The sequence below is a fragment of the Kluyvera ascorbata genome, assembly GCF_023195735.1.
Lineage (GTDB): Bacteria > Pseudomonadota > Gammaproteobacteria > Enterobacterales > Enterobacteriaceae > Kluyvera > Kluyvera ascorbata.
In genome coordinates this window covers 3,024,583-3,040,973 of record NZ_CP096201.1, presented here as the reverse complement: position 1 = coordinate 3,040,973, position 16,391 = coordinate 3,024,583, and the positions used below count along the sequence as shown (strand labels likewise).

Genomic DNA, 16,391 nt, shown 5'->3' with positions numbered 1-16,391 from the left:
CTTCTTGTTCAGAATGTGCGACTGTTTCAGAGTATTGAAAAAAATCAACTTTTTCCGTTCTCCAAACGTTATCCAAAACTTTTCACCAAAATGGTTCACATTAAATACGCAACATGACCATCACCCGAGGCCGCGCATTCTACCGCATTTTTCACATTTACGGGGGATGGATATCAAGCGCTTAGGTTTTTCCCATTTCTCCGGCGTAAAAAATGCGTGCCTTCTGCAGCGAAAAGGGAGGTTCAGTGTGTTTGATATATGACGATATTTTTCATGGTATAGCTGTTGCGCAAATGCACCTTTCAGGCTTCAAGAACCGTACTGTGCAGAGGCGGTATGTTCACTCTGCGAGCATAATGTCCAACTCAAGATGAAAATTATGTCTTTGCTTTGTGTTTTATCCGGAATTTATCGATGGTGATATTGCAAATTTAGGGGGCTGCATATTGATATTCATTATTTTTATTGGTTATTAAAGAGCTTTTCTCTCGAATTATAATTAAGGGCTGGTATTGACATTGCCTGAATACAGGCTGGATAGTGGTGTCTGTTATAGCGTTTTTTATTTTTATTTATGTTATTAACTAATGTTTAAAAATTAACTATCTGCGAAGTGAATTACAACAATGCAGGTAATTTTAAAGAATATATTTTCGTTATCTGTTGGTACTTTTTATCCGGAGAATTTATGGAATACTTCTCTTTCAAAAAAAAACTATCAGTTTCTTTTATTGCTATGCTGCTGGCCGCATCATCAGTGCAGGCAAAACAGATACTGGAACCGCAGGTAGGGCCGTGGGTACAATTCACAGGGAAAGGCTATCAGTTCTGCGATGCCCTGCTTAAGGAGCTGAAGCGTTTTGATTACTCTCAGCTTACTCTACGGGCTAACCAGCAGGCCTGCGCTATAGATCTCGTCATTCCCCACTTTAAGCAACTGAAAGAACCACCGTGGCAAAAGCTGAATCCGGAACAGTACCGGCCGCTGTTGCGCAGGATTTTTACGGAGGGGTTTTATCCGCAGATTGAGCGTGATTTTTATCAGCCTGATGCACTCAGAACGAGAGCACCACTGACCCGGGAGCAAGAGGAACAAATAGAACGAAAGATAGATGATTTTATTGCTAATAGCAGGTATCTGTGGGTATGGAGAATGCCATTTCCGGCCTGGCTGGAAGAAAGTGCCCGGAATCAGAACATGCCGGCCACACCCCTGATTTTTATCCGGATGGCTCAGCTTACGGATAAGAACTACGCAGATTTCATTGCCAGCCGATGTAAGGGCATTCCGTTATCCCCGTTAAAGATAAGCTCTGGCGGACTTTATCTGGTGAATGAATCGCTGGATGGCCCCGATCCGCGCGTGATGACTTTCATACCACCGGTGCGGCGCGGTCGTAATCAATTAACCTATCTTTCCAACAGGCTTAAAAAGATGGTCCGGTTTAATAATAAAATTTATCTGTACAGAGGCATACCGCATTTTACCTCAGACTGGGGTATCTCATTTATCAGCAGCGGTAAAAGAGAATGGCTGAATGAAAACTATTGCCAAATTCGTTAAAAGTATAATGCAAAAGGAATGAATTATGTCACTTAACTGGCACGCTTTAACTAATTTTCCAGATAAACTGTATATGTTTATCTGCGGGATGGAAGCCAGCACTGAAAATGAACGCTTGACATTGAGTCGTGTGAACGGGAATCCCACCATTGGCGCTGGCTTTGATTTAGTTGCGGGTGATGAACCTGTAAGAAAGGCTGTTCTGGAGGGGATGGGATTCCACCCTGACGATGGCAATAATAATAACGATGTAATCCATGCACAAGCAATCGAAAATGATTATACAAGGAGGCTTAAAGAGTTAATGGAAGCCCACGTCACTGACGTCAGTCAGTATAACCAAATACTCCTGGAGCGCCGCAATAATACCGACCCGGCGTATGCGGCACTGGTCCCGGTCGACAGCAGGCGTACCGAGTTTCGTTTTTATAGCGACGCTGAAGTCCGGAGCGTATTCGATAGCCTGTGGGAAGATGTTTATAAAGCTCGAGTGCTAAACCGGCTACCCGCAGGCAGTGGGGACAATACTGCGCTGACCGAGTCAAAAGAAATAATCGTGCTGGCGAGCCTGGGGTGGAACAATGCAGGCCTGATTGGCCCTTCTTTACGAGAGGCCATCCGGCAGGGCAATCGCGCAGAAGCCTGGTTTGAAATCCGCTACAGATCTAACGATCCTGACCAGGCAGAGAAGATCCGCTCTGGTATCGCGAAACGCCGTTTTATGGAATCTCAGGTGTTTGGTCTGTATGACGACCCGCAGGAGGTGAGCGCGGCGGAAGCGAAAAATATCTTCCGTATGCTGCAAAATCACCGGCAAACAATCATGGACTACGAAGCCGCGTTTGGCCATGCACCGGATACGGATTCCCCCACGAATGACCGTATTGCAGCGGCAAATCACGACTACACCACAATTATCGATCTGGCGCAAAATGTGTCGGAACAGGAAGTCAGCGACCTGACGGAGATATTAGTTCCGGCCCGGGATGCCTTGCTGGGTTTTCTGCAAGGGCAGGGTTATGAGAATGTTCATCGCTGGTTTGACGGCGATGAGCTGATTGCCAGCAATATTTATCTGGCACCGGATGATGCCGCTGCGGCAGTGCTGGACAGCCAGGAATATGAGAAAGGCAAATTCGCCGCGGGTGTTGCGGACCTGATGATGGGGGGGAGCCTTAACGATACCCTCAGCAGCCACGGTGGTAACGATGTACTGATTGGCTATGCGGGAAATGACAGCTTATTCGGCGGCGACGGCAATGATGTCCTCTACGGCGGCCAGGGGGAGGATAAGCTGTATGGCGATGCGGGAAACGATATCCTTTATGGCGGCAGCGATGCCACATTAGCCGACCTCAGCCGTAATATATTATCCGGTGGTATGGGCGAGGATATTATTTATGGTGGCGATGGTAATGATATTCTTTATGGCGGATACGCACTCGAACAAAATGATAAAAGTGCCGATCGCTTATATGGCGGTAACGGTTTTAATACTTTTATGGTGGATGGGTATGACACCATAATACTTAACGGTAGTGATGATACTCATGGTGCTGTTTTCCTTACCGATGAGAATAAAAAGACCACCGAGCTGACAGAGGCTGTCTATTCAGAGGATGCCCAGCCGGGAGTATATGTTGATAATGCTGGCAATGAATATACCTTTGACGGTGATACGCTGGTGATTAACAATGGTTTGCGGATCGATAATTTCAAAACATATGCCAGTGTTGAAACGGATTCTGCTGGTAATACGGTTTATTCCGCGTTAGGTATCACCATTCGAGTTGAGTCTATGGACGATGGGGAGGGCTCGCAGCCTGATGATAGAGGTGGTGGGAATGGGCGGGATAAAGGCCCGGATGACGATGCCGCTCGCGCAGATCCGCTGGTTATCGATCTGGATGGTAATGGCGTGGAAACGCTGGCGGATAAAGGTATTCATTTTGATTATGGTGGCGATGGCGTTAAGGAGTTAACCGGCTGGGTTGCCGCGTCGGATGGCTTGCTGGTACGGGATTTGAACGGCGACGGTAAAATTAATAACGGTCGGGAACTGTTTGGTAACAATACGCGCCTGCATGATGGTAGCACCGCTAGTAATGGGTTTCAGGCGCTGACGGAGCTGGATGATAATCTCGACGGCAGCGTGGACAAGTTTGATAAAGCCTGGTCATCGCTGCAAATCTGGCAGGATAAAAATAGCAATGGCGAAACCGATGACGGCGAACTTTACAGCCTGGACGATGCGGGTATAACGGCAATTGATATTCGCTACGCCTCCTCAACGTTCCTTGATGGCAATGGCGAAGCGCATCGACAGACCAGCGTGGTCACGCGGGCAGACGGCACCACGACAACCAGCGCCGATGTCTGGTTCCAGGTGGATCAGTATGACAGAATTCATGTGGACGATGTGCCCCTGACGGAAGAGGTGATAAGTCTGCCCAATGCCCGCGGCTTTGGCAACGTGTCGGATTTACGTCAGGCGATGGCGAGGGATGGCGTTTTACAGGAATTAGTCATTAGCTGGCTTGCCGAGACGGACAGCGATAAAAAAGATGCGTTGCTGGATCGGCTTATTTACCAGTGGGCAGGGGTTCAGGATGTGTCCTCTGTACAGAAATATGCTATCACAATGCAACAGTTGGCGGTGATTGAGCAACTGACTTCAGCTCCCTACGATATCACCCTAATAAAGCAAGCTTCAGAAATATTACTGAAAGAGTATCAGAACTTTAAAAACTATACCGCGGCACAACTTCTGGCGCAGACCACCTTATATGAAGATCTGAAAGATGTGGTATTAACCGGCTTTAATTCTGGCGTACTTGGCGTGGTTATCAGCCTGACGGCGGCAGAAAAACTCTTTACCCGGCTCTATCAGGCCGGAGAATACGCGCGTCTGAGCGAAGTGAGTACGGCATTACTTAATCTCTCCGTCTATTCCGATTATAACCGCCAGAAACTGGCGGAGCTCCGCTATGAATTAGTCAATCGTGAACCGGGAATCAGTGATTACCTGGCGGATGATGCGGCATTCCATATTGCTGACGATACGCCTCCCGCTTCAGAAGATACTGAGGTTGAACCCAAATCAGAGGCTGAAGAAAGCACTTTTGACTGGACGTCAGGCGATGATGGCGATAACAACCTTCATGGCGATACCGGCGCGAATATGATGCGCGGTGGTCAGGGCGACGATTATCTGAGAGGAAGTGAAGGGGACGACATATACCTCTTTAACGCTGGGGACGGGCAGGATGTGATTTATGAATTCAGCGGCGATATTGAAGAACTGCTTTCGCTGACCGGGGATGAAGAAGAGGCGCACGTTCGTGCGGTGAAAGCGGGTCAGGATCGGTTGAGTTTTGGCGAAGGCCTCACGGCTGAAAATACGATTCTCAGCCGTGAAATGAACGATTTAATTATCACCTTTCAGGACAGCAGTGACAGCGTGACGGTTTTGCGATATTTCGAAGCCGACGAGCACAAGGTTGAGCAGTTGGTGTTCGAGGACGGTACCGTCTGGGATGTGGCAACGGTAAAAGCACAGATTCTGGCAGGAACCGAGGCCGACCAGCGGTTACAAGCCTTCTCGGAAGGTAGCGAGATTCATGCCAGCGGTGGGAATGATGTGCTAGAGGGGGAGCGCGGGAACGACGCACTGTATGGCGATGAGGGTGACGATGAACTGTACGGCAGCTGGGGCGATGATACGCTTTCCGGCGGGGCGGGCCTTGATGTGCTGGACGGCGGTGATGGAAATGACACCTATATCTTTAATGCCGGAGGGGGTAAGGACGTTATCTTTAATAATACCCGCTATTCAAGCGATGTCGGGCTGGATACCCTGCGCTTTGGCGACACTATTCGTCCGGATCAGATTACGCTTTCGCGCCAGAAAGACCATTTGATTATCGCCGTGGGGGACGGCACGGATAGCGTCATCGTTATCGATTATTTTATCGCGAAAGGCAGACCGCTGGCGCAGATTGTCTTTGCCGATGGCACCGTCTGGAACACGGAAACGATTATTGCCGCGACAGTGGTGGTTGATGCTGCGCAAACGCACACGGCGACAGAGACCGGCGGCGAGATTCAGGCGGGTAACAATCATGACACGCTTATTGGTATGTCCGGGGACGACCGGCTTTACGGTAATGATGGCGATGATTGGCTGACCGGCGGCGCGGGGACGGATATTCTGGCCGGTGGCGAAGGCAGCGATACCTATCAATTTAACGCTGGGGACGGGCAGGATGTCATTAATGATATGCATTATCCTGATACCCAGGACCGTAATATCCTGAATGTAGGCGATGGCCTGCTGGCGGAAAATGCCCGCTTAGGGCGCAGCGATACCGATCTGGTTATTACCTTTTCCGGCAGCAGCGACAGCATCATTATCGGTGGTTACTTTTTAGAAAAAATCCGCCCGCTGGATAGCATTCGCTTTGCAGATGGTACTTGCTGGGATGTCGCCGCAATTGATGCGCTGGCGATAACCGGTACGGATGAGGCGCAGGTGATGGTAGCTGAAGGAAATGTCAGTGAGCTTCATGCTGGTGGCGGGGATGATGCGCTATATGGTGATAAAGCGGATGCCCATCTCTGGGGAGAGGCAGGAGATGATCTGCTTATCGGGGGCGCCGGAAATGACACCCTGGTAGGCGGGACGGGCGATGACTGGCTTGATGGTGGCGCAGGTAGTAATGCCTATATGTTTAATGCCGGGGACGGACAGGATGTGATCGGCGGTTATTATTATAGTGACGATGCCGTTAATATCGCCGATACCCTCTATTTTGGCGGCGGTCTACTGGTGGAGGATGCCGTTGTCCGGCGTGATGACGACGACCTGATTATCGCTTTCCGTGGCAGTACTGACAGTGTGACGGTTGAAGATTATTTTGGCACTAAGCGTGGGCTGCTGGTCTCTGTCTACTTTGCGGATGGCACAACCTGGACCCAGTCTGATGTATACGCGCTGGCGCGAATAGGCACCGAGGAGGCACAGTACCTGTATGCTGATGAAAACGGCAGCGAGATTCACGCAGCAGGCGGTGATGACAAACTCTATGGTAGTTACGGCAACGACGGTCTTTACGGCGACAGTGGCGATGATGTTCTGTGGGGACATGCAGGCAGCGATGTGCTAGCCGGTGGCACTGGTAATGATGTACTGGACGGTGGCTTGGGTGAGGATACTTATTTATTCAACCGGGGTGACGGACAGGATGTCATTGCCGATAGCAGCTATAACCCTGAAACGGATACCTTGCGCTTTGGTGAAGGCTTGCGGATGGAAGACGCCGTTGTGCAACGCAGTGGCGATGATCTACTTATTGGTTTTCGGGACAGTACTGACCGCGTAACAATACTCGCCTATTTTGACGCGAAGTCTCATTCGATAGAACAAATTATGTTTGCTGATGGCACGACATGGGATATCTCGTCCATACAAAACCAGCTGTTGAAAAGTGCCGGAACCGATGAAGTACAGACGCTGTACGCTCTGGACATTGGCAGTGAAATTCATGCCTCCGGCGGTGATGATGTGCTACATGGCGCCGAGGGAAGCGATGCCCTGTATGGCGATAGCGGTAACGATGTGCTCTACGGTCATGCTGGCAGCGACACGCTGTTTGGCGGCAGAGGTGATGATACGCTTTACGGTGACGACGATGATGATGTTCTGGCAGGCGGTACGGGTAACGATACGCTCAATGGCGATAACGGTCGGGATATGCTCTATGGTGATGAGGGTGACGATACGCTGGCTGGCGGTTCGGATAATGACTGGCTGAGCGGGGGAACCGGTGACGATTTGCTTGACGGTGGCAACGGTAACGATCGGCTGACCGGGGGAGCCGGTAACGATATTCTGAAGGGCGGCTATGGTAGCGATGTGTATCTGTTTAACGCTGGTGATGGTCAGGAGATTATCAGCGAAGTGTACAGCAGCAGCGGCGATTCCGATATCTTACATTTTGGGAGCGGGCTACAGGCGGAAGATGTGATTTTGCAGCGCCATGAAAATAACCTGATTATCCGTTTCCAGGACAGTGAGGATAACGTCACGGTGCAGGATTATTTCTCTGCCTCAAAGTATCGGGTGGAACATATCGGCTTTGAGGACGGCACGGACTGGCTTGTCGAAGATATCCTCAATCACCTGGAAGATGGGATCCCTCTGCCAATATCGGCGCCAGCGGACGCGCCGCTCTCGCTGCAACGGGTGTGTCAGGAGATCGTGGCGTTTATGTCCGATGGCGAGGGCGGAGAAGAGGATTGCGCAGGAATAGCGCCAACGCTGAGCACCTCACGCACCTCGGTCAGTTCATTGATGAATTATTGAATAATAGTGATTCGGCATACCGTTTTCATGAGAGTGAAAGGTATGCCGGAATCCGACTTAATATATTGAAAAATAATTAATCGCCTAGCTCGTGCGCTTTTTTATTCAGCAAGCGCGAGGCGCGCCAGTACACCAGCAACATCAGCCCCATAACCACGGTCAGCGTGATGCTGGTGGCCGCACCAAACGGCCAGTCGCGGATGTTGAGGAACTGGCTCTTGATGACGTTACCAATCAGCAGGTTTTTCGCCCCACCCATCAGGTCAGAGACGTAGAACAGCCCCATCGCGGGCAGCATCACCAGCAGACAACCGGCGATTATCCCCGGCATGGTCAGCGGAATGATGATGCGGATAAAGGTTTGCAGCTTGTTGGCACCGAGATCTTTCGCCGCTTCCAGCAGCGGTTTATCGAGTTTTTCAATGCTGGAGTAAAGCGGCATCACCATAAATGGCAGCAGGATATAGACCAGGCCGATAATCACCGCGCTGGGGGTGAACATGATACGAATCGGGGTATCAATTATCCCCAGCCACAGCAGAAACTCGTTGAGATAGCCCTTGGTGCTGAGGAATATTTTCAGCCCGTAGATGCGTATCAGCGAGTTGGTCCAGAACGGCACAATCAGCAAAAACAGCAGCAGCGGGCGCACCTTATGCGGCAGGCGCGCCAGAAACCAGGCGAAGGGATAGCCCAGCACCAGGCACGCCAGCGTGGCGATAAATGCCATGTTCAGCGAGTGTAGCAGCACCTCGGCGTACAGCGGGTCAAGCAGCCGGGCATAGTTGTCCAGGGTAAAGACCATCTGGACGAAATTGGCATCGTCACGCGTCAGGAAACTGGTCACGATGATCATCAGGTTGGGCAGGAATACGAACAGCACAAGCCAACCGACGATGGTGGCAATCACCACATTCTGGAACTTACTTGTGCTCTTCATCAGCCAGTACAACCTCCCAGCTTTCTACCCAATTAATCGCCATTTTCTGATCTAACGAGTGGTCAAAGTCGGGGTCATCTTCGTTGAAGAATTCGCTGACCATCACCATCTTGCCGTTCTCAAGCTCAACCACTGATTCCAGCGTCATACCTTTATAGTTACGCTCGCGCACGTAGCCAATCAGGCCGTCGACGTCGGTGCCGTCGTGGATTTCATCGACGCGCAGATCTTCCGGGCGCAGCAGGACGTTGAGCTTTTGACCCGGCGTGACCGGGAATTTAACGTCAATATTGCACTCGCGGCCTTCGACGCTGGCGCGGACCCGCAGCGAGTCGAGACGTTCAATGACGGTAGCGTTGAAGATGTTGATTTCGCCAATAAAGCTCGCCACAAACAGATTCTTCGGCTCTTCGTAGATTTCACGCGGCGTGCCGTCCTGCTCAATTTTGCCGTCGCGCATTACCACAATACGGTCAGACATGGTCAGGGCTTCTTCCTGGTCGTGGGTGACAAACACGAAGGTGATCCCAAGCTTGCGCTGCAACGCTTTGAGTTCGTTCTGCATCTGCTTACGCAGCTTGTAGTCGAGGGCGGAGAGGGATTCATCGAGCAGCAGCAGGCTCGGCTTGTTGACCACGGCGCGGGCAATAGCAACGCGCTGTTGCTGCCCGCCGGAGAGCTGGTGCGGTTTACGCTGGGCAAACTCTTCAAGCTGCACCATACGCAGCGCATCGTGAACCCGCGGGGTGATATCGCTTGCCGGCGTTTTCTGCATCCGCAGGCCGAAGGCGACGTTATCGAAAACGGTCATATGCGGGAATAGCGCGTAGCTCTGGAACACGGTATTGACGTGACGGTCTTCGGCAGGGACGTTGGTGATGTCCTGACCTTCCAGATGGATTTTCCCGGCATCGACGTTTTCCAGCCCAGCGATAAGGCGAAGAACGGTTGTTTTACCGCAGCCAGAGGGGCCAAGCAGCGTGAGGAACTCGCCGTTATTGATGGTCAGGTTCAGATCGGAGATGACCGTTTTTCCATCGAAATCTTTGCGAATTCCCGCCAGTTGCACCAGCGGTGAAAGCGAACGCGATTTAGTATTCAATTTCTTACTCTGTCCCATGTCAACACACCGGATGGCTTACCGATGCGGGGTTTGTGGTTATCCACCTTTAGACGTTTAGAGGTCTGATATTTATTAATAAGGGCTGGCATTCTACGGCAAACGATACCCAATCGCCAATCCTTGTCTAAGCTACCTTAGGTATATCCGATGATTAGCGACGGATTGATGAAAAAAATGGCCTTTGCCGGACTAAAAGTGACCTGACGCAATATTTGTGTTTTCGGGCTTATTGATAATGTTGTCACAAAAAGTGAGGGTGGCTACATGGATAAATTGCTTGAGCGTTTTTTGCAGTACGTTTCACTGGACACACAGTCGAAGCCCGGCGTGCGTCAGGTGCCGAGTACCGAAGGGCAGTGGAAACTATTACATCTGCTCAAAGAGCAATTGGAAACAATGGGGCTGGTTAACGTCACGCTGAGCGAGAAGGGTACGGTGATGGGCACCCTCCCGGCGAACGTCAGCGGCGATATTCCGGCGATCGGTTTTATCTCCCATGTGGATACCGCACCGGATTTCAGCGGTAAAAATGTCAATCCGCAAATTGTTGAAAACTATCGTGGCGGCGATATCGCCCTGGGTATCGGTGATGAAGTGCTGTCGCCGGTGATGTTCCCGGTGCTGCATCAGTTGCTGGGGCAAACGCTTATCACCACCGACGGCAAAACGCTGCTGGGCGCTGATGACAAAGCCGGTATTGCCGAAATCATGACCGCGCTGGCGGTGCTGAAAGAAAAGAATATCCCGCACGGTGATATTCGCGTGGCGTTTACCCCGGACGAAGAGGTCGGGAAAGGGGCCAAGCACTTTGATGTCGAAGCCTTTAACGCGCAGTGGGCCTATACCGTTGACGGCGGTGGCGTGGGCGAACTGGAGTTTGAAAACTTCAACGCTGCCTCTATCACTATCAAAATTGTCGGCAACAACGTGCATCCGGGGACTGCGAAAGGGGTGATGGTCAACGCGCTGTCGCTGGCGACCCGCATTCATGCGGAAGTACCGGCCGATGAGAGCCCGGAAACCACCGAAGGTTACGAAGGTTTCTACCATCTCACCAGCATCAAAGGCTCGGTGGATCGCGCGGAGATGCACTACATCGTGCGCGATTTTGACCGTAAGCAGTTTGAAGCGCGTAAGCGCAAGATGATGGAAATTGCCAAGAAGGTTGGCAAAGGGCTGCACCCGGATTGCTATATTGAGCTGGTGATTGAAGACAGCTATTACAATATGCGCGAGAAGGTGGCCGATCATCCTCACATTCTGGATATCGCTCAGCAGGCGATGCGCGATTGTGATATCGAACCGGATCTCAAACCGATTCGCGGCGGCACTGACGGCGCGCAGCTGTCATTTATGGGACTCCCGTGCCCGAACCTCTTTACCGGCGGCTATAACTACCACGGCAAGCACGAGTTTGTGACCCTGGAAGGCATGGAGAAAGCGGTGAAGGTGATTGTGCGCATTGCGGAACTGACGGCGAAGCGCGGTTCATAAGAAAAAACCGGCTGATAGATGGCCGGTTTTTTTTGTAGGCCGGATGGCGGCTTCGCCTTATCCGGCCTACGTATTATTTATTCTGCGAAAAACCAATACCCGCTGTTCACCAGCGCGGCCAGCATTGCCAGGAAGGACGGATCGTCCAGCGCCTCGCCGAAATGCTGGCTCTCCAGCATAATACTGCCCGCCATGGCATCCAGCGCCTGCTGATGCGGTGAGTCGATCTTCTCGCCGTTGACAAAGAAATCATCCCCGATACGAATCACTCGCAGGCCGCCCAGACGTTGCAACATGTCACCTTGTTGCAGCGCATCGTAAATCTCATCCGGCTGATACGGCGGTTCCGGCGGGGCAATATCCAGCTCATGGCGCGACTGACTGATAAATTCGCCCAGCCACTGCTGGAAGTGTTCCGGCTGCTGGATCATGCCCAGCATCATATCGCGCAGGCGATCCACTTCTTGCGGCAGCAGATCCGCTGGGTGATCGCGCGAAGGCACGTCCGGGTCGCTGTAGTGCTGGCTGCCGAGGTCGCGCTGCAGGATATAGTCGGCAAAGCCGCTTATCAGTTCGCGGCTGTTCGGTGAACGGAAGCCCACGGAATAGTTGAGCGAGTTTTCCAGCGCGTAGCCTTCGTGCGGGAATCCTGGTGGAATATAGAGGATATCGCCGGGTTCCATCTCTTCATCGATGATGGCATCAAACGGCTGAACCTGAAGCAGGTCCGGGTGCGGGCAGTGCTGCTTGAGCGCACTTTTCTCGCCCACGCGCCAGCGACGGCGGCCGGTACCCTGAATGATAAAGACATCGTACTGATCGACATGCGGGCCAACGCCGCCGCCCGGTACCGAGAACGAGATCATCAGATCGTCAATTCGCCAGTCGGGGAGGGCGCGGAACGGACGCATCAGCGCGCTGGAAGGCTCATGCCAGTGATCAACGGCCTGTACCAGCAGCGACCAGTTGCTTTCGCCCAGGTGATCGTAGCTTTCAAAAGGACCGTGGCTGACCTGCCAGTTGCCGTCAAGATGGCTCACCAGACGGCTATCCACCTCATTTTCCATCGCCAGACCAGCCAGTTCATCCGGTGAAATGGGGTCAATAAAGTTGGCGAAGCCGCGTTTCAGCACTACCGGGCGCTTTTGCCAGTAGCGCGCCATAAAATCGGGCCAGTTTAACGTTAAGTGGTATTCCATATTGATATTTCCGCAGCAGGTGTATGTCCGCATTATACAACGTATTCACAAAACTACCCTGCTACGGAAACATTATTTACCCTTCGTGACTGTCCGGACCCTGATGCCCGAAAATCACTTCCATTTTCGCGCCGCCGAGCAGACTGTCGTGGGCAACAATCTGACCATCATACTGGTCCACGATATCGCGAGCCACTGAGAGACCCACCCCTTGTCCCGGACGCAGCGTGTCGGCACGCTGACCGCGGTCAAAGACGATATCGCGTTTGCTTTGTGGAATGCCTGGGCCGTCATCTTCAACGATAATATGCAGGTAATCATCGGTCTGGCGGGCGGAAACCTCAACAAACTCAAGGCAGTATTTACAGGCGTTATCCAGCAGGTTGCCCATTACTTCCATAAAGTCGTTTTTCTCACCGACGAAAGAGATCTCCGGTGAGATATCCAGCGTGATGTTGACCCCTTTACGCTGATAGACCTTGTTCAGTGCCGATGTCAGGCTATCCAGCAGCGGGGCCACCGGATGAAGCTCGCGGCTGAACAGCGTGCTGTCGGAGCGCATACTGGCGCGGTGCAGGTAGTAGCCAATCTGCTGTGAGATACGGCTTATCTGTTCCAGCATGACGGGTTCAGCCTCGCTCACGGTGATTTTTTCACTGCGTAGTGAACGCAGCGAGCTTTGCAGCACCGCCAGCGGTGTTTTCAGGCTGTGGGTCAGATCGGTCAGCGTGGTGCGGTACTTATCGTAGCGGTCGCGTTCGCTTTTCAGCAGCCGATTCAGGTTGCGCACCAGGCTTGTCAGCTCACGTGTGGTGTCCGGGTTTAGATGTTCCCGGTGATGTTCCTCAAGCTCGCGGACTTCACGGGTCAGATCAGCGATGGGGCGCAGGCTCCAGTGCGCGGCAATCCACAGTAGCGGGATAACCAGCAGCAGGTTGGCGGCGAGCACGTAGGAGAACCAGCTCCAGACCATATAGGAGCGTTTAAGCTCAATAGGAATGGTATCCACCACCACGATAACCAATGCCGGCATCAGGCTGGTGGCCGGGTAGCTGTTGACCGCTACCGAGTGGGTCATCTCCGAATCGTCTCCTTCCTGACGCATTTCGGTGAGTTCTTTTTGTATCTCATGATCGTCGCGCAGCAGGGTGCTGCTGGCACTGGCATCGGCTTCTATCTCATAGAAACCGTTGCCTTTTAACCACTCGGGTTGAATGCTTTTTACCAGCCACGGGAGATCTTTTTGCTGCCACAGGAGTTTGCCCTGAGCGTTGTAGATCAGCGCCACCGTGGGGCCCTGCAGATTGAGATTCTCGGGGATATCGACGCTGAGCGTGTTGTTCTCCCATTTGGAGAGGGTATAGAACAGGTTGCTCTCGCCGCGCAGCAGGCGGAAGGTGGTTTTATCGAAGCTGACGCTATAGCCAACCAGCGCTACCATGCCATAGGCCAGCGACAGCACGATAACCACCGCGGCCGTCGCCAGCAGGAAACGCATCCGCAGCGAAAGCGGCAGGAAATGCCGACGTAAACTCTTCATTCGCGTAGTTCGAACAGATAGCCCTGACCGCGCACGGTGATAATCACGTCCTGGGGATACTGAGCCTGAATTTTCTTACGCAGGCGGCCCATCAGTACGTCGATGGTGTGGCTCTCACGTAGCTCTGCATCGGGATAGAGTTGCAGCATCAGGGAGTCTTTACTGACCACTTTTCCGTTATTGCGGATAAGCGTTTCCATAATGGTGTATTCGAATGCGGTGAGCTTAATCACCTCGTCATTAATGGAGAGCTCGCGGCGGGAGAGGTCAACCTGGAACGGTGGCAGGGAGATGACCTGCGAGGCATGTCCGCTGTTACGACGCATCAACGCCTGCATGCGGGCGGCGACTTCTTCAATATGGAAAGGCTTGGTGACGTAGTCGTCGGCGCCAGCGCTCAGCACTTCCACTTTATCCTGCCAGCTTTCACGTGCGGTGAGCACCAGAATCGGCAGCGAAATATCGTGGCTGCGCCAGCGGCGAATCAGCGACAGGCCGTCTTCATCGGGAAGCCCTAAATCAACAATCGCAATATCTGGAATATGCTCGCCTAAATAATAATCTGCTTCCTTCGCGTCTTCTGCGGCATCGACCTGATGGCCCATTTCCTGGAGCTGAACTTTCAGGTGGTGACGTAACAGAGCGTTGTCCTCTACGACGAGTACGCGCATGCTGTTTCTCCATTTAATTAATGACGTGAATAGTTTAACGCGATTATGGCGTTATGGAGATAAACATTGATTAAATTGGCAGGAAAGTCCCCTCCTTCAGGAAGAAGGAGGGGGAGGCGAGATTATTTCAGCTCATCAACCATGGTGATGGCGCGGCCGATATAATTAGCCGGGGTCATGGCTTTCAGACGAGTTTTCTCTTCTTCTGGCAGCGCCAGACCGTCGATAAACTGCTTCATGCCTTCGGCATCTACACGTTTGCCGCGGGTCAGTTCTTTCAGCTTCTCGTACGGCTTTTCGATACCGTAACGACGCATCACGGTCTGAATTGGCTCAGCCAGTACTTCCCAGTTGTGGTCCAGTTCGTCAAGCAGACGGTCGCGGTTCACTTCCAGCTTGCTTACGCCTTTCAGGGTGGACTGGTAGGCGATCAGCGCGTAGCCGATACCCACGCCCAGGTTACGCAGCACGGTGGAGTCGGTCAGGTCACGCTGCCAGCGGGAAACCGGCAGTTTGCTGGCCAGGTGCTGCAGCACGGCGTTGGACAGGCCCAGGTTGCCTTCGGAGTTTTCGAAGTCGATTGGGTTGACCTTGTGCGGCATGGTGGAAGAACCGATTTCGCCGGCAATGGTTTTCTGCTTGAAGTGGTTGAGCGCGATGTAGCCCCACACGTCACGGTCGAAGTCGATCAGAATGGTGTTGAAGCGTGCGATGCAGTCAAACAGCTCGGCAATATAGTCATGCGGCTCGATCTGCGTGGTGTATGGGTTCCACTGAATGCCCAGCGAGGTCACGAACTCTTCGCTGAACTGGTGCCAGTCAACGTCCGGGTATGCTGCGATGTGGGCATTATAGTTACCCACCGCACCGTTGATTTTACCGAGGATTTCAACCTGTGCCAGCTGGCGGTACTGACGCTCCATACGGTAAGCGACGTTCGCCATCTCTTTACCGATGGTTGACGGCGTAGCCGGCTGACCGTGGGTGCGGGACAGCAGCGGAATATCACGGTACTGAACGGCCAGATCTTTGATGGCATCAATCATTTTGCGCCAGTACGGCAGCACCACTTCTTCGCGCGCGGTTTTCAGCATCAGCGCGTGGGAGAGGTTGTTGATGTCTTCGGAGGTGCAGGCAAAGTGAATGAATTCAGACACGGCGTGCAGCTCAGGCACGGACGCGACTTTTTCTTTCAGGAAATACTCAACTGCCTTCACGTCGTGGTTGGTGGTGCGCTCGATAGTCTTAATGCGCGCCGCGTCTTCTTCACTGAAGTTTGCCACGATGCTATCAAGGTAACCGTTTGCGTCGGCAGCAAAAGCAGGAACTTCCTTGACGGCTGCGTGTGCGGCCAGCTTTTGCAGCCAGCGTACTTCGACTTGTACACGGAACTTCAGCAAACCGTATTCGCTGAAAATCCCGCGCAGCGCGCTGACTTTATCGCCGTAGCGTCCATCGACGGGTGAAACGGCGGTCAGTGAGGATAATTCCATAGA

General features: G+C 52.4%; 9 protein-coding genes. 3 read left to right on the top strand and 6 right to left on the bottom strand.

The features are described 5' to 3' along the window. Positions 1–688 precede the first annotated feature (688 nt). Positions 689–1,564 carry a hypothetical protein gene (locus tag MY052_RS14545; RefSeq protein WP_248537281.1) on the top strand — a complete coding sequence of 292 codons (876 nt, stop codon included), beginning with the start codon at positions 689–691 and terminating at the stop codon, positions 1,562–1,564. Between the two features lie 304 nt (positions 1,565–1,868). Continuing rightward, positions 1,869–7,928, top strand: a complete 6,060-nt coding sequence (locus tag MY052_RS14540) for a calcium-binding protein (RefSeq protein ID WP_248537280.1) — start codon at positions 1,869–1,871, stop codon at positions 7,926–7,928. A gap of 76 nt (positions 7,929–8,004) precedes the next feature. On the opposite strand, the gene potB is transcribed toward MY052_RS14540, so the two are convergent. Beyond that, positions 8,005–8,868 carry a spermidine/putrescine ABC transporter permease PotB gene (gene potB / locus MY052_RS14535; protein ID WP_123652494.1) on the bottom strand — a complete coding sequence of 288 codons (864 nt, stop codon included), beginning with the start codon at positions 8,866–8,868 and terminating at the stop codon, positions 8,005–8,007. Beyond that, positions 8,852–9,988 (bottom strand): spermidine/putrescine ABC transporter ATP-binding protein PotA, encoded by a 1,137-nt coding sequence (gene potA / locus MY052_RS14530; protein WP_035897412.1) that lies wholly within the window; start codon positions 9,986–9,988, stop codon positions 8,852–8,854. Before potA ends, potB begins: the two co-directional genes overlap by 17 nt. Positions 9,989–10,255: 267 nt before the next feature. Between potA and pepT the strand changes: the two genes are divergently transcribed. Beyond that, entirely contained in the window at positions 10,256–11,485 is a 1,230-nt protein-coding gene (pepT, locus tag MY052_RS14525; protein ID WP_185064546.1) for a peptidase T, read from the top strand. A gap of 77 nt (positions 11,486–11,562) precedes the next feature. Here the strand turns inward: pepT and MY052_RS14520 are convergent, their stop codons facing one another. The 4 genes from MY052_RS14520 to purB form a co-directional block, all read right to left on the bottom strand. Beyond that, complete coding sequence (locus tag MY052_RS14520; protein ID WP_035896072.1) at positions 11,563–12,684, bottom strand: ribosomal protein uL16 3-hydroxylase; 1,122 nt, start codon at positions 12,682–12,684, stop codon at positions 11,563–11,565. 76 nt (positions 12,685–12,760) lie between these two features. Then, entirely contained in the window at positions 12,761–14,224 is a 1,464-nt protein-coding gene (gene phoQ / locus MY052_RS14515) for a two-component system sensor histidine kinase PhoQ (protein WP_248537279.1), read from the bottom strand. Continuing rightward, complete coding sequence (phoP, locus tag MY052_RS14510) at positions 14,221–14,895, bottom strand: two-component system response regulator PhoP (protein ID WP_035896075.1); 675 nt, start codon at positions 14,893–14,895, stop codon at positions 14,221–14,223. Before phoP ends, phoQ begins: the two co-directional genes overlap by 4 nt. 122 nt (positions 14,896–15,017) lie before the next feature. Beyond that, positions 15,018–16,388, bottom strand: coding sequence for an adenylosuccinate lyase (gene purB, locus MY052_RS14505; RefSeq protein ID WP_123652498.1), 1,371 nt, complete (start codon positions 16,386–16,388; stop codon positions 15,018–15,020). Positions 16,389–16,391: the final 3 nt, after the last annotated feature.

Bases quoted from the DNA above. Each gene is read 5' to 3' on its own strand.
- MY052_RS14545 (WP_248537281.1), top strand. From the start codon at position 689: ATGGAATACTTCTCTTTCAAAAAAAAACTATCAGTTTCTTTTATTGCT.
- MY052_RS14540 (WP_248537280.1), top strand. From the start codon at position 1,869: ATGGAAGCCCACGTCACTGACGTCAGTCAGTATAACCAAATACTCCTG.
- potB (WP_123652494.1), bottom strand. From the start codon at position 8,868: ATGAAGAGCACAAGTAAGTTCCAGAATGTGGTGATTGCCACCATCGTC.
- potA (WP_035897412.1), bottom strand. From the start codon at position 9,988: ATGGGACAGAGTAAGAAATTGAATACTAAATCGCGTTCGCTTTCACCG.
- pepT (WP_185064546.1), top strand. From the start codon at position 10,256: ATGGATAAATTGCTTGAGCGTTTTTTGCAGTACGTTTCACTGGACACA.
- MY052_RS14520 (WP_035896072.1), bottom strand. From the start codon at position 12,684: ATGGAATACCACTTAACGTTAAACTGGCCCGATTTTATGGCGCGCTAC.
- phoQ (WP_248537279.1), bottom strand. From the start codon at position 14,224: ATGAAGAGTTTACGTCGGCATTTCCTGCCGCTTTCGCTGCGGATGCGT.
- phoP (WP_035896075.1), bottom strand. From the start codon at position 14,895: ATGCGCGTACTCGTCGTAGAGGACAACGCTCTGTTACGTCACCACCTG.
- purB (WP_123652498.1), bottom strand. From the start codon at position 16,388: ATGGAATTATCCTCACTGACCGCCGTTTCACCCGTCGATGGACGCTAC.